Source organism: Methylomonas rhizoryzae (assembly GCF_008632455.1).
Lineage (GTDB): Bacteria > Pseudomonadota > Gammaproteobacteria > Methylococcales > Methylomonadaceae > Methylomonas > Methylomonas rhizoryzae.
Genome location: NZ_CP043929.1, coordinates 2,528,329 through 2,548,464, shown reverse-complemented (window position 1 = coordinate 2,548,464; position 20,136 = coordinate 2,528,329). Strand labels below are relative to the sequence as shown.

At 56.4% G+C, this 20,136-nt stretch carries 17 protein-coding genes; 13 read left to right on the top strand and 4 right to left on the bottom strand.

Annotation, left to right across the window (positions count from 1 at the left end):
- Together nqrF and nqrM are read left to right on the top strand one after the other, a co-directional pair.
- A complete protein-coding gene (gene nqrF / locus F1E05_RS11355; RefSeq protein WP_150048529.1) occupies nt 1-1,221 on the top strand; it encodes an NADH:ubiquinone reductase (Na(+)-transporting) subunit F in 1,221 nt (406 codons plus the stop codon).
- A gap of 90 nt (nt 1,222-1,311) precedes the next feature.
- Nucleotides 1,312-1,506: a (Na+)-NQR maturation NqrM gene (gene nqrM, locus F1E05_RS11350; protein WP_150048527.1), complete on the top strand. Its 195-nt coding sequence runs from the start codon at nt 1,312-1,314 to the stop codon at nt 1,504-1,506.
- A gap of 198 nt (nt 1,507-1,704) precedes the next feature.
- Here the strand turns inward: nqrM and hldE are convergent, their stop codons facing one another.
- Nucleotides 1,705-3,135: a bifunctional D-glycero-beta-D-manno-heptose-7-phosphate kinase/D-glycero-beta-D-manno-heptose 1-phosphate adenylyltransferase HldE gene (gene hldE / locus F1E05_RS11345; protein ID WP_150048525.1), complete on the bottom strand. Its 1,431-nt coding sequence runs from the start codon at nt 3,133-3,135 to the stop codon at nt 1,705-1,707.
- Nucleotides 3,136-3,578: 443 nt separating this feature from the next.
- Here hldE and F1E05_RS11340 point away from each other — a divergent pair, with 443 nt between their 5' ends.
- The 4 genes from F1E05_RS11340 to F1E05_RS11325 are packed head-to-tail and all read left to right on the top strand — an operon-like array spanning nt 3,579 to nt 13,677.
- A complete protein-coding gene (locus F1E05_RS11340) occupies nt 3,579-4,700 on the top strand; it encodes a response regulator (protein ID WP_150048524.1) in 1,122 nt (373 codons plus the stop codon).
- 22 nt (nt 4,701-4,722) lie between these two features.
- Complete coding sequence (locus F1E05_RS11335) at nt 4,723-7,536, top strand: PAS domain-containing protein (protein ID WP_150048522.1); 2,814 nt, start codon at nt 4,723-4,725, stop codon at nt 7,534-7,536.
- Nucleotides 7,517-10,069: a hybrid sensor histidine kinase/response regulator gene (locus tag F1E05_RS11330; protein ID WP_150048520.1), complete on the top strand. Its 2,553-nt coding sequence runs from the start codon at nt 7,517-7,519 to the stop codon at nt 10,067-10,069. Before F1E05_RS11335 ends, F1E05_RS11330 begins: the two co-directional genes overlap by 20 nt.
- Entirely contained in the window at nt 10,066-13,677 is a 3,612-nt protein-coding gene (locus F1E05_RS11325) for a PAS domain S-box protein (protein ID WP_150048519.1), read from the top strand. The genes F1E05_RS11330 and F1E05_RS11325 overlap by 4 nt, the downstream gene beginning before the upstream one ends.
- A 10-nt stretch (nt 13,678-13,687) precedes the next feature.
- On the opposite strand, the gene F1E05_RS11320 is transcribed toward F1E05_RS11325, so the two are convergent.
- Genes F1E05_RS11320 through F1E05_RS11310 form a run of 3 tightly spaced genes read right to left on the bottom strand, consistent with a single transcriptional unit; the run spans nt 13,688 to nt 15,517 of the window.
- Nucleotides 13,688-14,257, bottom strand: a complete 570-nt coding sequence (locus F1E05_RS11320; protein ID WP_150048517.1) for a CDP-alcohol phosphatidyltransferase family protein — start codon at nt 14,255-14,257, stop codon at nt 13,688-13,690.
- A complete protein-coding gene (locus tag F1E05_RS11315) occupies nt 14,254-15,012 on the bottom strand; it encodes an endonuclease/exonuclease/phosphatase family protein (protein ID WP_150048516.1) in 759 nt (252 codons plus the stop codon). The genes F1E05_RS11320 and F1E05_RS11315 overlap by 4 nt, the downstream gene beginning before the upstream one ends.
- A 16-nt stretch (nt 15,013-15,028) precedes the next feature.
- Nucleotides 15,029-15,517, bottom strand: coding sequence for a CDP-archaeol synthase (locus F1E05_RS11310; RefSeq protein WP_150048514.1), 489 nt, complete (start codon nt 15,515-15,517; stop codon nt 15,029-15,031).
- A 155-nt stretch (nt 15,518-15,672) separates the two neighbouring features.
- On the opposite strand from F1E05_RS11310, the gene gspG reads away from it, so the two are divergent.
- The 7 genes from gspG to gspM are packed head-to-tail and all read left to right on the top strand — an operon-like array spanning nt 15,673 to nt 20,122.
- Nucleotides 15,673-16,104, top strand: coding sequence for a type II secretion system major pseudopilin GspG (gspG, locus tag F1E05_RS11305; protein WP_150048512.1), 432 nt, complete (start codon nt 15,673-15,675; stop codon nt 16,102-16,104).
- 3 nt (nt 16,105-16,107) lie between these two features.
- Entirely contained in the window at nt 16,108-16,617 is a 510-nt protein-coding gene (gspH, locus tag F1E05_RS11300) for a type II secretion system minor pseudopilin GspH (RefSeq protein WP_150048510.1), read from the top strand.
- Nucleotides 16,607-16,975, top strand: coding sequence for a type II secretion system minor pseudopilin GspI (gene gspI, locus F1E05_RS11295; RefSeq protein ID WP_150048508.1), 369 nt, complete (start codon nt 16,607-16,609; stop codon nt 16,973-16,975). The genes gspH and gspI overlap by 11 nt, the downstream gene beginning before the upstream one ends.
- On the top strand, nt 16,972-17,559 hold the full coding sequence (gspJ, locus tag F1E05_RS11290) for a type II secretion system minor pseudopilin GspJ (protein ID WP_150048506.1): 588 nt from the start codon (nt 16,972-16,974) through the stop codon (nt 17,557-17,559). Before gspI ends, gspJ begins: the two co-directional genes overlap by 4 nt.
- Nucleotides 17,559-18,464: a type II secretion system minor pseudopilin GspK gene (gspK, locus tag F1E05_RS11285; protein ID WP_150048504.1), complete on the top strand. Its 906-nt coding sequence runs from the start codon at nt 17,559-17,561 to the stop codon at nt 18,462-18,464. The genes gspJ and gspK overlap by 1 nt, the downstream gene beginning before the upstream one ends.
- On the top strand, nt 18,457-19,629 hold the full coding sequence (gene gspL, locus F1E05_RS11280) for a type II secretion system protein GspL (protein ID WP_150048502.1): 1,173 nt from the start codon (nt 18,457-18,459) through the stop codon (nt 19,627-19,629). Before gspK ends, gspL begins: the two co-directional genes overlap by 8 nt.
- Nucleotides 19,616-20,122, top strand: coding sequence for a type II secretion system protein GspM (gene gspM, locus F1E05_RS11275; protein WP_150048500.1), 507 nt, complete (start codon nt 19,616-19,618; stop codon nt 20,120-20,122). Before gspL ends, gspM begins: the two co-directional genes overlap by 14 nt.
- The last annotated feature ends 14 nt before the right edge of the window (nt 20,123-20,136 follow it).

Genomic DNA, 20,136 nt, shown 5'->3' with positions numbered 1-20,136 from the left:
ATGCTAGAAATTGCATTAGGGGTTATTTTCTTCACGGCTATCGTGATTGCGCTGGTGTTTATGATCATCGGCGCCAAAAACAAGCTGGTAGCCGCCGGGGATGTGGAAATTCTGATCAACAACGAAAAGAAGATACACGTGCCGGCCGGCGCCAAATTATTGAACGCGTTGTCGGATAATCAACTATTTGTTTCTTCGGCCTGCGGCGGCGGCGGTTCCTGCGGCCAATGCAAGGTTAAAGTGCACAAAGGCGGCGGCGATATTTTACCGACCGAGTTGTCGCACATTACCAAGCGCGAAGCGGCGCACGGCGAGCGTCTGGCTTGCCAAGTAGCGGTTAAAACCGATATGGAAGTCGAAGTCGAGGATAGCGTATTCGGCGTCAAAAAATGGTTGTGTACGGTTAAATCCAACGACAATGTCGCGACTTTCATTAAAGAGTTGGTGTTGCAATTGCCGGAAGGTGAAGCGATCAACTATCGCGCCGGCGGTTACATACAAATCGAATGTCCGCCGCACGTATCCAAGTACGCGGATATGCAGGTCGCCGAGGAATACCGTCCTGATTGGGACAAGTTCAATCTGTGGCGTTATGTATCCGAGGTGACGGAGCCCACCTTGCGCGCTTACTCGATGGCGTCTTATCCGGAAGAGAAAGAAATCATGTTGAACGTGCGTATCGCCACGCCGCCGCCTAACGCGCCGGAAGGCACGCCGCCGGGCATCATGTCCTCGTTCATCTTTAACCTGAAACCCGGCGATCAAGTGTGGGTATCCGGTCCTTACGGTGAATTTTTTGCGAAAGATACCGACGCCGAAATGGTATTCATCGGTGGTGGTGCCGGTATGGCGCCTATGCGTTCGCACATTTTCGACCAGTTGCGCAGGTTGAAATCCAAACGCAAAATTACCTTCTGGTACGGTGCCCGCAGCAAACGCGAAATGTTCTACGTCGAAGATTTCGACATGCTGCAACGCGAAAACGATAACTTCAAATGGCACGTGGCCTTGTCCGATCCTTTGCCGGAAGACGAGTGGACCGGTTATACCGGCTTCATCCATAACGTGTTGTTCGAGGAGTTCATCAAAAACCATCCGGCACCGGAAGACTGCGAGTTCTACATGTGCGGTCCTCCGATCATGAACTCGTCGGTAATCAACATGTTGTTGGCAAACGGAGTGGATAGGGAAAACATCTTCCTGGACGACTTCGGCGGCTAACCCGGTTTATTGCTGAACTATTAAAACGGGGAGTAACCTAAGCGGTTCTCCTCGTTTTTTGTTCCGGCACGTTTTTGTTGGAGAGCGGATATGAGTTATTTTTTAGTGACGTTTTTATTTATGTTGGTAGTGGTGGCTATTATGGCGATAGGCGTGATATTCGGCCGCCACGCGATCAAAGGCTCCTGCGGAGGGACAGGTAACTGCATTTGCAAGGAAAAATGCGATGCCAGGAAAAAACTCGAAGCCGAACAGCTGGCCGCAGGCAGCGATTGTCAGGCTTGATTGAAGCGATTGCCGGTCCGGCGTCCGGCAATGGTTGATCTTAAAAGCGGTTTTAGTGTTGTGAAAGCCCTTGCCGGTAAGATTCCGTCGAAATACGGTATCTGTCTATTACCAGTTTAGCCGTCCGGGTGAGCTTGCAAATGTTACTCACCCTGTTTGTACTTTACTTTGATAGCTCAACTTCAAAGTGAAGGTGATTTAACTTTGCAGCTTTTCTTTTATCGTCCGAATAATCCCCGTCGTCGAATGTCCCTCGATAAACGATAGGATTTTTACTTCTCCGCCGGCAGCCAGCACGCTGGCGTGGCCGGCTATGCCGGTGATGTCGGTGTAGTCGCCGCCTTTGACCAGGACGTCCGGTAGCAGTTGGGCTATGACTTCCTCGGGCGTGTCTTGTTCGAACGCTGCCACCCAATCCACACACTCCAGAGCTGCCAACATTTCCATACGGTGTTCCAGATTGTTGACCGGCCGTTCCGGGCCTTTCAAACGCTTGACCGAGTCGTCGCTGTTGACCAGCACGATCAAACGGTCGCCCAAGGTTTTGGCTTGTTGCAAGTATCGGACGTGGCCGGGGTGCAAGATGTCGAAGCAGCCGTTGGTGGCGACCACTTTTTCGCCGTTGGCTTTGGCTGCGGTACGCTGTGCCAGCAGTTCCGGCCCACTGCACACGCCTTTGTGCCGGGCGCGCGGGCCTTGTAAAGCGGTGGCCAATTCGTCGATATTGACGGTGGCTGTGCCGAGTTTGCCGACCACGACGCCGGCGCCGACATTAGCTAGCTGAGTGGCTTCCGCCAGCGGAGTTTTTGCGGCCAGGCTGGCGGCCAGGACCGAAATGACGGTATCGCCGGCGCCGGTGACGTCGAATACCTCACGGGCGTGGGTCGGTAAATGCAGCGGTTCGGCAGCGTGGTTGAGTAAGGTCATGCCGTGTTCGCCGCGGGTAACCAGCAAGGCATCCAAACCGAGTTCCCTGATTAAGTTCATCCCGCGCTCGACGATTTGTGCCTCGCCGTGGCAAGGGCCGACCACTGCCTCGAATTCGCTTAGATTCGGGGTAATCAAGCTTGCGCCGTGATAAATTGAAAAATCGCTGCCTTTGGGATCCACCAATACCGGCTTTTTCATTTGCCGGGCTAACTGTATGAATCGTTGCACCTGACTTAAGGTGCCTTTGCCGTAATCGGACAACACTACGACTTGGGATTGAGTGAGTTCGGCATGAAACAAATGCAACAAAGGATCGGTGTCGACGTGCTGAAAACCGTCCTCGAAATCCAGCCGGATCAATTGCTGATGTCGGCTCATGACCCGTAATTTGGTGATTGTCGGAAAATTGGCAATCGCTTGAAATAGACAGAGTACCCCGGCTTTTTTCAATAGAGCTTCCAAGGCCGCGGCTGCCTCGTCTTGGCCGACAAAACCCAACAGGGAGGCTTTGGCGCCCAGCGCGGCAATGTTCAGCGCAACGTTGCCGGCGCCGCCGGCCCGTTCTTCGTGTTGTTTGACGTGTACCACCGGCACCGGCGCTTCCGGGGAAATCCGCGAGGTCGGGCCGTGCCAGTAACGGTCCAGCATCAAGTCGCCGACAACTAAGACTCGCGCGGCGGAGTAATTCGGTAAGTGCATAAGGTCTGAAGCATTTTATAAATAACCTCGCTATTATAACGCTACTATCCTGGTCGGGCCGCGGCGGCACGCGCTGAGAGAGGCATTTGCTTATGAAGAAAATGAATTCGTATAACGGAAGCGACAGCCGGCATATTATGACTCTGTATAGCGCCTCACAAAATTTTGCAGCGGTTTGCGAATTCGAACCGTTTACGATTATTATGCAAAACCCTTTATTGCTAATGGATTTGGGCTAGGCTTTGTAAAGGGTGGCCAAACTAGCAAGCAGCATTAACTTTTGCGGCTGTTTATTCCTTCAAAGGGATATTGGAGTTGTCTCCCGGCATGCGGTCATCATCGCGTTTCTCTCTGTACTGAGTAGCGAATTCAAGCCCGAGTAGGCGCGTCTCAGTCTGCGCGGGATAATTCACTTAGATCCTTGCATAATAGGTATTGTGATAATGGAACAAGAAAGCAAGCTTTGCGTTCCTACTTTAAATAAAGCATCCAGCGACACTCAGACCATTTTGGTGGTAGATGACACACCGGACAATTTGGCGCTCATGGATGCCTTGTTGCAAACGACTTATCGAGTTAGGGTAGCCAATAACGGCGAACGTGCTTTAGAACTGGCAAACGTGCAACCGCTTCCTGCGTTGATATTGTTAGACGTCATGATGCCGGGCATGGATGGCTTTACCGTTTTGGCCAGACTGAAAGCCGATCCACTCACCAACGATATTCCGGTCATCTTTATTACCACTCTTGATAGCCAGGAAGATCAATTGGCCGGATTCGATCTAGGCGCGGCGGATTATATTACCAAGCCCATTATGGCGCCCGTTGTGTTGGCGCGAGTTCGGACCCATCTTGAGCTTAAGCAAGCACGGGACAGATTACGGGATGATAAAGCCTGGCTGGAAGCCGAGGTCCAGCAGCGGATGAAAGAAAACGAATTGGTACAGACCGTCAGCATACGGGCCTTAGCGCATCTAGCGGAAACTCGAGATCCGGAAACCGGTAATCATATTCATCGTACTCAGGGCTACATTCGTCTTCTGGCCAATAAATTGCAATCGCATCCGCGCTTTGCCGACTTTCTGACGGAAGCCTATATTGCGATGTTGGTCAAATCGGCGCCGCTACACGATATTGGTAAAGTCGGTATTCCCGACAACATTTTGCTGAATCCCGGCAAACTGGCTGGCGAAGACTGGGAAGTGATGAAAACCCATGCCAAGCTGGGATCGGATGCCATAGAGCGTGCGGAACGGGACGCCGAACAACCGGTCGCCTTCTTGCGCATCGCCAAGGAAATCGCGCGCTGGCACCACGAAAAGTGGGACGGCAGCGGATATCCCGACGGTCTGGTCGGCGATGCCATCCCTATTTCCGCCCGGCTCATGGCGCTGGCCGATGTGTTCGATGCCTTGGTGTCGTCGCGGCCTTACAAACCGGCGCTGCCGTATGAACGCGCGCGGGCTATTATCGCTGAAGGAAAAGGAAGGCATTTCGATCCGGACGTGACCGACGCGTTTTTGGCTGGTTTCGATGAGTTTGTGGCCATAGCCGAGAATACTTAAGAGCGGAGTGTAGCGCTCGGCCATGAACGATTCCCCCAAACAGCGCTTGGCCAATGCCGGTGGGCCTTTACTGATCGTTACCGTATACGCGGTATTCGGCGCACTATGGATCTTGCTTTCCGACGGGGCTTTAAAACTGTTGATCCAAGATGCCGCCCAGTTTGCCGTGGTCAGCATGTTGAAAGGCTGGTTGTACGTAGCAGCCACTTCGTTATTGTTGTACGGATTGTTGCGGCGTTTCGAACTTAGACCGTTAAAAACAGCCGCCTATACGTCGCAAGCGGGCTTTCGCCGCTGGCTGCCCTTCACTCTGTTGACTTTGTGCGTCATCGGTTCCGGGGCTTTCGGCATCACCTATCACTGGCAACAGCAACAGCGCGACGAGCTGGCCCGTATTAAAGCCTTTGCAAATCGCAATGCAGCCGGTATTGCCGACGAATTGGAAAAATATGCTAAGAATGCAGCCTATCTACGCGGCAATGCCTATTTTGCGCAGTTGCTACAGCAATGGCTTATCCTTGGCAATGCAGCCGCCGCAACACACTTACGCATCTGGGTGAGCGAATACGAGCAATCCATGGGGTTTGCTTCCGCCTTATTTCTCGACCCGTCCGGACGTAAACTTTGGTCTTCGAAAGCGACTGCGGAAGATATTTCGCCGCCGCTGCTCGCGGCGGTTCAGCAAGCGGGCACGGCAGGCGGCGTTGTCCGTACCGAACTCTATCCGGATGCCGAACGGAAAATTCATTTGGATTTTGTCGTGCCTATTGGCGCCGATCAACAAATATTGGCGGTCGTAGTGTTGCGCACCGAACCGCTTGACCGGCTCTTCACCCTGTTGCAAGCAGGGCCGGATGCAGGAGCTAGCGGCGAATCCTTGCTGCTGCGCCGGGATGGCGCCGATGCCTTATACCTCAGCGCATTGCGTTACCGTCAGAACGCGGCTCTGTCCTTGCGCCAGCCGCTGGTTGATGCCGATTTGCTGTCAAGTCAATTACTGCAAGGCGCTAAACAGCCCGGAGAATTGATCAGCGGCGTCGATTACCGCGGCGAAGCGTCGGTTGCCGTAGCTTACCCGGTACCCGGTACGGATTGGTTTTTAATCGTCAAAAAAGATAGCGCCGAGTTTTACGCCAATGCCAGTAAAGACTCGGCCGGACTGCTGTTGATTTGTCTGTTGGTGTTGGCGATCGGCGGTACCTTGCTCACCTTGCAGGATCAGCAGGCGCAGCTTAAGTTAATCGAGGAACGGCAGCGGACGCAACAGGCGGTGCAGCTGCAAGCGGAAATACTCGCCCACCTTACCGAGGGCATCAACGTCATTGGCGGCGACGGACGTATTTTGTTTACCAATCCGGCCTTTGCTGCCATGTTCGGGTATCGGATCGACGAACTGCTCGAACGTGATCTTGCCATGCTCAGCGCGCAAACCACGAAGCAAACACCGGCGGAAGTTGCCGGTCAGATCATCGAACAACTTCGGACAAGCGGACGTTGGCAAGGAGAATGGCTCAGCCGCCGCAAGGACGGCAGCATTTTCTGGAGTTATGCCGATATATCCCGTCACGAAATGCCGGTTTGGGGCCCGGTTTGGTTATCGGTCCAGCACGATATTTCCGATCGTAAAATGGCGGAAACCCGGCTAAATCAACGCAATGAAATGCTGGAGCGTTTCAACCGCATCGCCGTCGGCCGAGAATTGGCCATGTTGACCATGAAGCAACAGATTAACGCTTTGGCCGGCGAACTCGGCCGTCCTCCCCCATATACCGGGAGTTCCGAGACGGCCGAACCTTGGCAACCCGAAGATGCGCAACAGGTGCAAGTGGCCATGGTTAACTTACTGGAAGACGCACAAACGGCCCGCGACGAAGCCAATAAAACCGCCCGGACCTTACGCGCCAGCGAACGTCGCTTACTCATGGCGCAAGAAGGCGGGCACGTCGGTATTTGGGAACGTAACTTGCTCGACGACTCGATCTATTGGTCGCCGGAATGCGAAAGACTTTACGGGGTGGTGCCCAGCAGTCAGCATAGCTACCAAGACTGGCGCGCTCGACTTTATCCCGACGATCTGAATCTGTTCGACGCTCAATGGGAGCGGCACATCGAGCGGGGCGAACCGTTCGAAACCGAGTTTCGTATCCGCCGCGAGGATAACGGGGAGATACGTTGGCTGTATTGCAAAGGTAGCGCTCAACGCGACGAAAACGGCAACATTGTCCTGTTGTCCGGCATTCACATCGATATCAGCGATAGAAAACAGGCGGAATTAAGACTGGCGGAAAGCGAGCAACGCTACCGAACCTTGGCCGACAATTTGCCCGGCGCCGTCTATCGCAGCGAAGTAAATCCCCCCTGGCGCATGATCATGCTATCCGACGGCGTGAAACTGTTGGTCGGTTATGAAGCCTGTGCTTTTCTGGCCGGCGATTCCCCGTTGACCTGGACCGAGATAGTGCTCGCCGAAGACAGGGTCGGCGTCGAACAAGCGGTAAGCATTGCCGTTGCCTGTCGTCAGCCGTATCGCTTGGTATACCGTATCCGCCACGCCGACGGCGGCATCCGTTGGGTTATCGATCACGGCAGGGCCGGTTACGATGCGAGCGGTTCAGCCGAGTTTCTCGACGGCGTCATCATCGACGTCACGTTGCAAAAACAAGCCGAAGAACAGTTGCGCAAGCGTAACGCCGAACTCGAACGCTTCAACCGGGTAACCGTAGGCCGGGAATTACACATCATAGAGATGAAAAAAATGATCAATGCGCTATCGCAAGAACTGGGGCGCGAACAGCCGTACAGATTGACTTTTTTACATGACGAACAGAAATCCTGACAAAAGCCCGGGTTTCGGCATTTCGCTTGCGCTCCTGTGTCCTTTTACGGCCTGCGGCCTGCAGTGGCTGTTTTGGGACGCTTACATCAAACCTTACGTGTGGTTTTTATTTTTCCCCGCCGCTTTTTGTAGTGCCTGGCTGGGCGGGCTGCGCGGCGGCTTGACCGGTACGGCAATCTCCACCTTGCTCGCTTGGTACGTGTTCATTCCGCCGCAATTTGCATTGACCGTGGTGGATACCTCCTCACTGGCTTCTATCGCATTGTTTGCCGTAATGGGCGGTTTGTTCGCCTGGTTGTTCGAGCGTTTGCAGCGGGCTATGCGCAACAGCGAGGAGGCGAGGTTGTCGGCCGAACGTAGCCAACAACAGCTTACCGGGCTGTACCGGAAAACCTTGGAACTCGACCAATTGAAAAGTCAATTCTTCGCCAACGTTAGTCACGAACTGCGAACGCCTCTGACCCTAATCATGGCTCCGTTGGAAAAGCGTCTAACCATGGTTAACGGCGATACGGCGGAAAGGAGAGAAACAGAGATGATGTTGCGGAATGCCCGGCTGCTGTACCGTCAGGTTTCCGATTTGCTCGACGCCGCCAAACTGGAAGCAGGCAGCATGCAAATTCACTATGCGCGCCTCGATTTAGCGGAATTAACCCGAACTACTGCGGCGTATTTTGACTCTTTGGCCAATGAACGCGGTATTGCTTTTGTAGTTAATGTGCCCGCTGCGTTGCATGCCGAAGTCGACGCTGAAAAAGTAGCGCGCATCTTGCTCAACCTATTGTCCAACGCATTCAAATTCACGCCGGATGGCGGCTATATCGACCTTAGACTCCTCCGGACCGATGCGGCGGCAGTGATAGAAGTTGAGGATAACGGTCCCGGCGTGCCGGCCGATTTACGCGAGGCGGTATTCGAGCGTTTTCGCCAATTGGAGGGCAATGCCGATCGCCGGCACGGCGGAACGGGTTTGGGTTTGGCTATCGTCCGCGAATTTGCCGCGTTGCACGGCGGTAGCGCGCTGCTAGGCGAGGCTCCCAGTGGCGGAGCGCTGTTTTCGGTGCGTTTGCCGCTTACCGCCCCGACCGGTATCTCATTGGCGGCGGCAAGCCGGTCCGACGCTCTCATAGGCAATCGGGCGGCTATCGAGAGTTCGCTAGCGCGTCCCATGCCGGCAGCTGCCGCAACTACAGCGGACAGCCGGGACGCGCCATTGATCTTGGTGGTAGAAGACAACGCCGATTTGCAAACCTTCATCGCCGCCAGTCTGCAACCTTATTATCGGGTTGCCGGCGCGGCTAACGGCCGGCAAGGCGTTACGTTAGCGTTATCGCTGATGCCGGACCTGATTTTGACCGACCTGATGATGCCGGAAATGAGCGGCGATACGATGATTGCCGAACTGCGCCGGCAACCTGAATTTGCCGATGTACCCATCCTGGTCCTCTCCGCCAAGGCCGACGACGCGTTGCGCATACGCTTACTGCAAGCCGGCGTTCAGGAATATCTGATCAAACCGTTCAGAGTCGACGAATTATTAACCCGAGTAGCCGGTTTGATAGGCGAGCGGCAACGGATAGATTCCAGGCTTAGGGAAAGCGAAAACCGATTCGAAGCCACCTTCGAACTGGCGGCGGTGGGAATTGCCCTGGTCGCGCCGGACGGCCGTTGGCTGCGAGTCAATGCAAAACTTTGCAATATTGTCGGCTACTCGGCCGCCGAACTGTTAGCCAAGACTTTCCAGGACATCACTCACCCGGACGATCTGGCGGCGGATCTAAGATGCGTCAGGCAAATGCTGGAACGACGTATCGATCACTATACGATGGAAAAACGCTACCTTCGCAAGGACGGCAGCATCGTCTGGGTCAATCTCAGCGTGTCCTTGGTCGACAAGTCCGACTGCAGTCCGGATTATTTCATATCGGTAGTAGAGGACATTTCCAGGCGCAAACAAGCCGAAGCGCAACTGGAGTTATGGCGGGAAGCTTTCGAAAAGTCCGAGTTCGGCGTGGCGATAGGCGATCCCGCCACCCAAACCATACTCGCCGTCAACCCCGCTTTTGCCCGGCAGCGGGGCTACTCTGCCGAAGAATTGGCGGGCAAACCGGTCGAGACCTTGTTTCCCGAGGATTGTTGGGAAACAGTCAGGCCGCGCATACTCGACGCCGACCGGTTAGGCCATGCCAGTTTCGAATCCGAACATCTGTGCAAGAACGGCGAACGTTTTCCGGTGCTGTTGGATATTACGGTTACCCGGGCGCTGGACGGTAAACCGATGAGACGGATAGGCTTCGCGCTGGACATCAGCGAACGCAAGCAAGCCGAACGGGAGCTCCGTCGGCAAACGGAAGAATTGCAACACCGTAACCTGGAATTGGAGCGTTTCGATAACGCCGGGATCGACCGCGAACTGGCGATGATTCGGCTCAAGCAACACGTGAACGATTTGGCGGCAGAGCTAGGACGCATGCCGCCCTACGACGTGTCATTTACGGATCAGGCCGATGTGCCGCCGGAGAATTCGCCGTGATCCGGGGGTTCCCGCCGCCGCGCCCACGTCTGCTTCCCTATGTTCTGGCGATACTATTGCCGTTGCTGATGTTCGCCGTTCGCATGCAGTTGGTTGTCGTATTCGGCCAACGTCCGTTACTGATTTTGTTCATGCCGGCGGTCATCGCCATAGCGATGTTAGGCGGTTTGGGGCCTGGTCTGGTTACGACCGCTTGTACCGGATTGCTGACGGCATATTATTTTGTCCCGTCTCAAGAGCACTGGGCGATTACCGAAAGCCATAATCTCCTGCAATGGAGCATGCTGATACTGAGTGGCATTTTGGCCGGTGTATTGTCCGAGTCGCAACGCCGCTCGCAGCAATACGAGGCGGATAGGCGCCGCGAGTTGATGGATGCGCACCGGCAATTGCAGGAAAGCGAAATCCTGTTCCACTCGATTTTCGACGGCATGCTGGACGCTGCCACCCTTACCGATACCGAGCGCCGCATCAAGCTGGTGAATCCGGCGTTTACGCAAATGTTCGGTTATACGCCGGAAGAGGCTGGCGGCCACAGCACCCGGATGTTGTATGCCGATCCCGCCGACTTTATCGAACAAGGCATTCGCCGCTATCGGCTCGAAACGGGCGGCGATACCGCGGTTTTCGAAATGCGTTACCGGCGTAAGGATGGCAGCGAATTTTTGGCCGAAACCAGCGGGACCCGGATTGTGGCGCCGCACGGCAAAGTGCTCGGTTTCATGGCGGTTCACCGCGACATTACCGAACGCAAGCGCACCGAACGGGAGCGAGCCGAAGCCCAGGCCGCCGCCTTGCAGACGCAAAGCATGGCCAGGTTGGCTGCCCTCAACCGCCTGGAGGATGCCAACACCGCACGTCGAGAGGCCGAGGCCAGCCAAGCGTATTTGGAAGCGGCGATGGCCGCTATGTCCGAAGCGTTGTTCATCACCGATTGCGCAGGGCGTTTTATTCATGTCAACGACGCTTTTGCGGCTTTTCACCGCTTCAACGGTAAAGCGGAATGCGCCAAAAACTTTGCCGACTATCCCAGGCTGCTGGAAACGTTTCTACCTTCCGGAGAACCGGCCCCGCTCGAACAGTGGGCGATGCCGAGAGCCTTGCGGGGCGAATCGGCTACCGATCAGGAATACGGCTTACGGCGCAAAGATACCGGCGAGTCCTGGATGGGCAGTTACAACATGGCGCCTATTCACGATGCGAACGGCAACATCGTCGGCGCGGTGGTGACCTGCCGCGACATCACGGAACGCAAGAGGGTCGAAAAGGAATTGCAAGACGCGGTGGGCGCACAGCATTCCGCGCATATGGCATTGCTGTCGTTGATGGAAGACGCCATCAATGCAAAACAGGCGGCCGAAGACTCGGCCCGGGAACTGCTTCAGTTGTCCATGGCCGTGGAGCAAAGCCCGGAGAGCATTGTCATCACCGATTTAGACGCCAACATCGTTTACGTCAATCCCAATTTTTTGCGGCAAACCGGTTACGACCGCGCGGAAGTGATAGGCCAAAACATCAAGTTGTTGCAATCGGGCAAGACGCCGCGGGAAAACTTCGCGTCGCTATGGGAGGCCATAGCCTCCGGCAATTCCTGGAAAGGCGAATTCTACAATCGCCGCAAGGACGGTAGCGAGTACATCGATTTTGCGATAGTCACGCCGATTCGTCAGGCGGACGGCAGCATCAGCCACTATGTTTCGATACAGGAAGACATCACCGAGAAAAAACGCATTACCGCCGAACTCGATGCGCATCGTAACCATCTCGAGCAATTGGTGTCCGAACGTACCCATCAACTCGAAGAGGCGAAAATTGCCGCCGAAGCGGCCAACGTATCCAAAAGCGCCTTTCTCGCCAATATGAGCCACGAAATTCGCACGCCGATGAACGCTATCCTCGGGCTTACCCATTTGTTGCGCAGCGAAGGACTAAGTCCGCAACAAGCCGAACGCTTGGCTAAAATCGAGAGCGCCAGCCAGCATCTCTTGTCCATCATCAACGACATTCTCGATTTATCCAAAATCGAAGCCGGCCGTATCCAGCTGGAGCATCGCGATTTTCAGCTATACGATATTCTCGATCACGTGCAATCGTTGACATTCGACCAAGCGGCGGCGAAGAACCTAACCATTGCTATCGAAGCCGACGCGGTTCCGATATGGCTACGCGGCGATCCGACCCGCTTGCGTCAAGCCTTACTCAATTACGTCAGCAACGCCGTCAAGTTTACCGAACGAGGCCGCATCATCTTGCGTGCCAAAGTGCTGGAAGACGACGGCAAGCGCCTGCATTTACGCTTCGAAGTGGAAGATAGCGGGATTGGGATTGCGCCGGAAAAACTGCCGATACTGTTTCAAGCCTTCGAACAGGCCGATCTGTCCACCACCCGTAAATTCGGCGGCACGGGCTTGGGCTTGGCGATCACCCGCCATCTGGCGAAATTGATGGGCGGCGAAACCGGCGCCAGCAGCAGCCTGGGTGTAGGCAGTATTTTTTGGTTGACCGTCCGTGTCGAACACGGCAGCGGCATTGCCGGGTCGCTTGCGGATCGTGCCGTCAAGGATGTCGAGAAACGCTTGCGCCACGAAAAAGCCGGAGCGCATGTCCTGCTGGCCGAAGACAATGCCGTTAATCGGGAAGTTGCGGTGGAACTGTTGCGTATGGTGGGTGTGCTGGTCGATGTTGCTGAGGACGGAGCGGTTGCGCTGAGCAAATCCCGCCTCACCGATTACGATTTGATCCTGATGGACATGCAGATGCCGGGCATGGACGGCTTGGAAGCCACCCGTGCTATCCGTGCCCTGCCGGGCTGGGAAAATAAGCCGATTTTGGCCATGACCGCCAATGCATTCGACGAGGATAGGCAGGCATGCCAGGCGGCCGGCATGAATGATTTTATTGCCAAACCGGTTGAGCCGGATCAGTTTTACGCCACGTTGTTTCGCTGGCTGCCGACCACGCTACAGCCGAGCTTGGCGATGCCTGTCGTTGCGGAAGAGCCGTCCGCTCTGTTAGGCCGTATTCCGGACTTGGATCGCGACCGCGGCCTTAAGTTATTGTCGGGCCGGTTCACCACCTATCTGGAGTTGTTGAAAATGTTCGCCGACGATCACAGCGAGGATATGTTAAAGCTGCGCTCGGCGATGGATGCGGGAAAATCGGATGAGCCGCGGCGTATTGCCCATACGCTGAAAGGCACCGCCGGTAATCTGGGCATTATCAAGGTGCAAGAACTAGCCACGGAATTGGATAAGGCTTTTAGGTTTAATCGTAACGCCGAAGCAATCGACGAATTGATCGAACAATTGGATGAAGCGCTGCATGGGTTTTGTACCGCGTTAGGTACGCTATTTCCCGCCGAGCTAAGCGAGGCGATGGACGCGTCGGTAGACCGGAACCAAATCCGCTTGATATTGCTCGATTTGGAGCAGATGTTGCTTATCGGCGACGCCAAGGCCCGCCAACTGGTGGAAGCGCAAACCGGTTTGCTAAAAAAATTCCTGGGTCCGCAAGCGGAGGAATTCATCCGGCTGGTCATGGGTTTCGATTACGGCAAAGCCTTGGAAATGCTAAGAAAGCGCATGCCGGTGAACGGCGGATCCATTTGATTACTTGCTGTCACCGTCTTTTCAACGCATGCCACAGCGAACGCAGGTTTGATTTGGGTTCGGACAGCAGCAAGGTCAATAAAATTTCTTCGCCGCCCGCCAGCAAACACAGCACGGCCGCCATTCTAAACGGCCACAGCGGGCCGCCGAAAAACAATACGTACAGCGCAAAGCCCATGGCCGCGGCGGCTATGCGCACCGCCCAGGTGTGATAACTGGTGAAACAGCCGAATTTAATATAGCCCGTCAGTGCCGGCAGAATGCAGCTGGCTACCGTGAAACCGAAGTACAGCCATTCCGCGGCGAAAATGTCCGGCCATAGCCACCAGCAACACAGGGCGATGGTCAAATAATTCACCACGTCCGCCCAGCTGTCCAGCATCGCGCCGAACTCGGAGACTTGCCCGGTCAGGCGGGCGACGAAACCGTCCAATAAATCGGACAAGAAACACAGCGCCAACAAACTCATGAAGGCCAAGGCATAGCCGTGCCAGGCCAGCCACAGCAAGCCCGGCGCGGCGGCGAAGCGAAAGCCGGTCAACAGATTGGGCGCAGTCCAACGTCCGGGTACGGATTTCATGGCGTTCGCAGGGAGAAATCGGCCGCCAAAGGGGCGTGATCGGACAGCAAATGCCAGGGGGCATGCGATAAACGTTGGCAGCTCAACGGATTCAAACCACGAAAATAAATACGGTCCATGGCCAGCAACGGCAGCCAGGCCGGAAAAGTCCGCGCGTGCCTGCCGTGGGTTTTACGGAACACTTCTTCCAAGCCCAGGTAGGCGTGAAATTGCCGCTCCGCCTGTTGCGGCCAGTCGTTGAAATCGCCGGCCACGATCAGCGGCGCATCGTGCGGCACGTGTTGTTCGATGCGGACGCATAATTCTTGCAACTGCCGGCGCCGTTCGAAACCCATTAGACCCAGATGCACGCACACCGCGTGCAAGGGCGTAGTGGAGTTTTGCAAGCGGATCACGCCGTGCAACAGGCTGCGGCTGGCCCAACTGAACGGCGAGACGTTGATGTTTTCCCAGGCCTCGAACGGATAACGGCTGACGATGGCGTTGCCGTGGTGGCCGGCGTCGTATATGGCGTTCTTGCCGTACACGTGGTGCGGCCATACGCCTTCGGCGATGAATTCGGCCTGCGACGCGGCCGGCCAGCCGTTGATGTGTTTTTCCTTGTGTTGGTGTTGGCCTTGGATTTCCTGCAGGAACAATAGATCGGCGTCGGCGCCGATCAGGGCGTCGCGGATTTGCTGCAACACGAAGCGGCGGTTGCCGGTGTCGAAGCCTTTATGAATGTTATAGGTAAGTACCCGCAATGTATCGCTCATGCCAACCACGTTGTTATTAATAAGGCCGCCGCCGGATATGCCATTTATACAACAGCGGCGACAAAAACTCTTCCATCAGAAAAAACGCCACCACCACGGCGGCGACGTCCCACGCACCCAGACTCAATTCGTCGCTCAGCAGCCACGCCGGCAGCAGGGATTCCGGCACGGTATCGAAACCGCGCGCCTGACTGCTTTCGGTTTTACCGAGCCTCCGCTTGCAAAAACTGGCCAACAAGTCGCCGGCCATGGCCCAAGCGGCGAAAACCATGCCCAAAGCCGCAGACACATTCAAGGCGGAGGCGAAAACGGCGCTACAACCCAGTGCCGCCAGCAGGCCACGCCAGGTTTTCGAGCGGCCGAACAACGGTCTGCCGTCGGCTGCATGCACACCGGCGTCGACCGGGCAAGCGAACCTGCGTTTTAGTAGGTAGCCGGCCATTACCGGCGCGCCGTTGGCAACGGCTACCAATAAAAGCGCGATGAGGCTGCACTGTAGGCACATAGGTCGATCGATAATATATGGATGGTTAAAGCCATTATCCCTGAGCGTATTGTCCGAGTGGAATCGGTTTCTGTCATACCCGTGTCACCTTATTTTCATACTATTTTCGCGGAAGCCGGCTTGAGCCGGAGATGTGAAAAGCTTAGCGGATAGTTATGAAGGGCAATAGAAACAGCGGCTTTACCTTAATTGAAGTGATGATCGTGGTGGTCATTTTGGGCATTTTGGCATCCATCGTGGTGCCCAAAATCATGGGACGACCCGACGAAGCCAGAGCGACCCGCACGCTGCAAGACATCCGGGCGATAGGTGCGGCCTTGGATTTGTACCGTCTGGATAATTTCAGCTACCCCAGTACCGAGCAAGGCTTGGAGGCGTTGGTGAAAAAACCGGTCAATCTGCCGAGCGGCGCGCGTTGGAAGCAAGGCGGTTATTTGGATGCGTTGCCGGCCGATGCGTGGGGCCGTCCTTACTACTATTTGAAACCCGGCCAGCACGGCGAATACGACTTGTATTCATTTGGCGCCGACGGGGTGGAAGGGGGCGAGGAAGCGAATGCCGACATCGGCAATTGGCTGCAAAAATAAGCGGTGAAAAGCGGCGGTTTTACTCTGATCGAGCTGCTGGTGGTGTTGGTATTAATCGGCGTGATCGGCTCCATGGCGGTGTTGGCAATCGGCAACGACGGCAGTGAGCAACGGCAGCGCCAGGAAGCCGAGCGCTTGCAAGCCTTGTTGCAACTGGCCGAACAGGAAGCCGAGCTGCGCGGCGAAGCCATAGCGGTAGAGCTGTGTCAATCGGCTTACCGATTTTTCCGCCATAGCAATGCGGCTTGGCGGCTGGAAGACAGTGACTCCCTGTTCAGGCCCAGGCAACTGCCGGCCGGGTTGGGTTTGCTGTTGCGCCTGGACGGCCAGGGACAACGCTTGCCAGCGCAATTATTGCCGGTCACGGCCGGTGGCAAACCGCAATTCGTGCTGGCGCCGGCTGGCGCCGTAGCGGTGGAAATCGCGGTGCAACAGGCCGGTACAACGGTTTGGCTCAACAACACCGGCGACGAAGGCTGGACGCTGGCGGGCGAAACGATACATGCCGATTAAATCCGCCGGCTTTACTTTGCTGGAGGTGCTGATCGCCTTGGCGCTGTTGGCGATTTTGATGTTGGGCTTGCTAAAAATCGCCGCTTATAACACCCGTAATCTATGGGTACTGGAAAACACCTTCATCGCCGAACAAATCGCGCACAATCAAATGCTACAACTGCGTTTATCCGGCTCCCGGCCGGAAAGCGCGGCAGGCCGGGACGACATGGGCGGACGCCGCTGGCACTGGCGAGCCGACCGCGCCGCTTTGCATCCTTTAGGGCAGGGGCTGGAACGCTATCGAATCAATGTATTTCTGGAAGGCGACGCCTCGGCCTATGCCAGTCTGATCGACTATTTACCGGTCGGCTCATGAAGCAGCGGCTAGGCAAGCACGGCGCTGGCTTTACCTTGCTGGAACTGCTGATCGCGATGGCGGTATTCGCCATCATGGCGGCGATGGCCTACGGCGGTTTACGCGCGGTCATGCAAACCCGGCTGGACACCCAAAACCGGGCCCGGCAACTGCGTGAAGTGCAGCAGGCGTTTTATTGGCTGAACGAAGATTTGCAACAAGCCGTGGCCCGTCCGGTACGCGACGAACTGGGCGACAGCCTCACCGCGTTCCAAGGCGGGATGGGCGAGGATGTTTTGAGCCTGACCCGCAGCACGCCGGAATGGTTGCCCGATTCCGGCGGGCGCAGCAATTTACAGCGCGTGGTGTACCGGTTTAGAAACGGGATGTTATATCGAGGGGTGTGGAATGCCTTGGATAGAACCCCGCAAAGCCGCATCGTTCAACGGCGGATTCTCGAGGCGCGCAGTCTGCAGCTGCGTTTTTACGGCGGTGACTGGTCCGGCTATTGGCCGGTTGCCGGCGCGGCTTTGCCGCGGGCGGTCGAAGTCAACGTCGAGCTGCCGGGATTGGGCACGCTGCGGCGTGTGTTCGGTTTGCGTTGATGCCGGTACTCGTCCGCCAACGCGGGGTGGCGTTGCTCACCGTGCTGCTGGTACTGGCGTTGGCCACCGTCAGCGTGTTGTCGATGTCCGGCGAGCGGCAGCTGGATATTCGCCGTACCGACAATCAATTGCGCAACGATCAGGCTTGGGTCTATGCGCATGCCTTGGAAGATTGGGCCGTGCGAATTTTGCAAGCCGGCGACGCTGCCGGCCGCAACGTGCAATTGCAAGAGCAAGGCAACGTGGAACTGAAAGGGCGGCTTTTGGCGCAACAACATACTTTCAATCTGAACAATTTGCTGGCGGAAGGCGAACTGCAAACCCAAGAACTGCAGCGGCTACGGCGGTTGTTGCGTTATCTGGAGCTGGACCCGGCCATAGCCGACGCGATTGTCGACTGGCTGGATGCCGATAGCGAGATTCGTTATCCCGCCGGCGCGGAAGACGAGGTCTATTCGCGCTTGCATCCGCCTTATCGGGCAGCTAACCGCAATTTTGCCGACCTCAGCGAATTACGTTTGGTGAAAGGCATAGGCCCGGCCGAGTACGCCAAGTTGCGGCCTTATCTCAGTGCAATCGACGCTTATCTGCCGCTCAACGTCAACACCGCGCCGCCGTTGTTGTTGCGCTGTCTGGCCGATGACATCAGCGAGGATTTGGCGGAGGCGATTTTCCGGGCGGCCGGCAAACCGTTCAAGGATGTGGCGGCCTTTTTACAGGACGAAGCCGTGCTAGGTAGCGGCATAGGCAATAACGGGATCGCGGTCGGCAATCGCCATTACCTGCTGCAAGGCCTGGTCAGCTTCGGCGGCGTGACGCTACGCTTCGAAAGCCGCTTACAAACCGGCGGCGAAGGGCAGGTGTGGTTTAATCGCCGTGCTCGGGTGGCGAATTTCGATGGCTGAGCCGATTTTATGCCGGGAAACGGTCGGCGGCAGCTTCGAATGGTTGGATTTGCCGGCCGTAGATCGGGGCGTGCAGTCCGGCACCTTACAAGCGTTGGCGCAAGCTGCCGAGCAACGGGAGGTCTGCGCCGTGTGGCCGGCCGAAGCGGTATTGCTGTTGGAATTGGACTTGCCGCTACGCTCGTTTGCGCAAATCAAACAGGCCTTACCTTTTGCATTGGAAGATTATTTGGCGGACGGCATAGAGCAATACCATTGGGTGTGGCAGCGGCCCGAACGTAACGGTCCGCTGGCGGTCGCCTTGGTGGATAGGGCGGCACTGGCCGTCCGGCTGCAGAGGTTTGCCGAAGCCGGCATTCAAGTGAGCCAATGCCTGCCGGAACCCTTGCTGTTGCCGCTGCATGCGGGACAAACCGCATTCGCCGCGGATGACGCCGAGCGCGCGGTATTGCGTTACGGCAGGGCTTTGGGCGGCGGCGGGGATAGACAATGGTTGTGGGGTGTGTTGCAAAGGTTGTATCAAGAAGGCAAAGCCGAAGGCGAGTGCCGGCTATGGAGCCGGCAGGCGGCCGACGCGGCGGAGTTCGTCTGCGTACCGCAGGAATGGCGGCAGCCCTTGCTGTTGTACCGGGAGCAACTAGCGCACGCGGCGCCGTTCAATTTATTGAGCGGCGAATTCGCATTAAAAAATCAATCGCCCGCCAGCCTGCGCAGTTGGGCGCCGGCGCTGTTGATCCTGACCCTGGCGGGCGCGCTGCAAGTGGCCGGGCAATGGTATCTGGCCGGCCAACAACAACGGCAACTGGCCGAACTCAAAGCGCAGAGTCAAACGCTGTTCACGGCCACCTTTCCCGAAGTCAAGCGCTTGGTGAATTTGAAAATACAAGCAGATCAACAGTTGGACGCGTTGAATAGTCAAGCGCAGCTGAATCAAAGCGGCTTTTTGCGGCTGCTCTACGATTTGGGCAGCGTCGTTACCTCCCAAGTCGGCGGACAACTGCACACGCTGGTTTACGTCGACGGCCGGCTGCAAGTCGGCATGCGTTTGGCGCAGGGACAAACTCCGGAGATTCTGCAGCAAGCCTTGGAGGCTTTGGGGCGTAGCGTGCAGTTTGATTCCGGGTCCGGGGCGAATTCGGGCGAGGTGAGCTTTGCGCTTCATTAGTCCGGCAGTGGCGGATCGTTGGCAGGCGTTATCGGCGCGCGAACGCGGTTTATGCGTGGCCGGTGCCGCGGCAGTTCTGATCGTGCTGGGTTATTTTTGGCTGTATTCGCCGCAAGTGGCCCGTAACGCCGTTTTGTACGCGCAAATTCAGGCGCAACGAGACGTGTTGCAACATCTGAGCGAGGTTGCCGCCAGGGTCAAACCCTTACGCGATGCGGCCGGCGAAGCGGTCGCGGTGTCGGCCGATATTCGGCAAACCCTGGCCGACAGCAGCCGGCAAATGCAAGTGGCTGATGCGATTGCCGAGCAGCAGCTAGGCGACGGAGGCGACGTGGACGTTCGCTTGCAACCGCTGACCTTCGACCGTCTGGCAGCTTGGCTGGCGGTTTTACACCAGCACGGCATAACGGTGGGAGAAGCGGAATTGACGAGCGCCGGAGACGGGTTGGTGTCCGGCAAGTTGCGGCTAGGGGCGTTTGATAGTCAACGATAGCGGCCGGCACCACA

Excerpts from the sequence above, each read along its gene's own strand:
- hldE (WP_150048525.1), bottom strand. The coding sequence starts at position 3,135 with ATGCACTTACCGAATTACTCCGCCGCGCGAGTCTTAGTTGTCGGCGAC.
- nqrF (WP_150048529.1), top strand. The coding sequence starts at position 1 with ATGCTAGAAATTGCATTAGGGGTTATTTTCTTCACGGCTATCGTGATT.
- gspL (WP_150048502.1), top strand. The coding sequence starts at position 18,457 with ATGGCTGAGCCGATTTTATGCCGGGAAACGGTCGGCGGCAGCTTCGAA.
- F1E05_RS11320 (WP_150048517.1), bottom strand. The coding sequence starts at position 14,257 with ATGAAATCCGTACCCGGACGTTGGACTGCGCCCAATCTGTTGACCGGC.
- gspJ (WP_150048506.1), top strand. The coding sequence starts at position 16,972 with ATGAAGCAGCGGCTAGGCAAGCACGGCGCTGGCTTTACCTTGCTGGAA.
- F1E05_RS11330 (WP_150048520.1), top strand. The coding sequence starts at position 7,517 with ATGACGAACAGAAATCCTGACAAAAGCCCGGGTTTCGGCATTTCGCTT.
- gspI (WP_150048508.1), top strand. The coding sequence starts at position 16,607 with ATGCCGATTAAATCCGCCGGCTTTACTTTGCTGGAGGTGCTGATCGCC.
- F1E05_RS11310 (WP_150048514.1), bottom strand. The coding sequence starts at position 15,517 with ATGTGCCTACAGTGCAGCCTCATCGCGCTTTTATTGGTAGCCGTTGCC.
- gspG (WP_150048512.1), top strand. The coding sequence starts at position 15,673 with ATGAAGGGCAATAGAAACAGCGGCTTTACCTTAATTGAAGTGATGATC.
- F1E05_RS11315 (WP_150048516.1), bottom strand. The coding sequence starts at position 15,012 with ATGAGCGATACATTGCGGGTACTTACCTATAACATTCATAAAGGCTTC.
- nqrM (WP_150048527.1), top strand. The coding sequence starts at position 1,312 with ATGAGTTATTTTTTAGTGACGTTTTTATTTATGTTGGTAGTGGTGGCT.
- gspK (WP_150048504.1), top strand. The coding sequence starts at position 17,559 with ATGCCGGTACTCGTCCGCCAACGCGGGGTGGCGTTGCTCACCGTGCTG.
- F1E05_RS11335 (WP_150048522.1), top strand. The coding sequence starts at position 4,723 with ATGAACGATTCCCCCAAACAGCGCTTGGCCAATGCCGGTGGGCCTTTA.
- F1E05_RS11340 (WP_150048524.1), top strand. The coding sequence starts at position 3,579 with ATGGAACAAGAAAGCAAGCTTTGCGTTCCTACTTTAAATAAAGCATCC.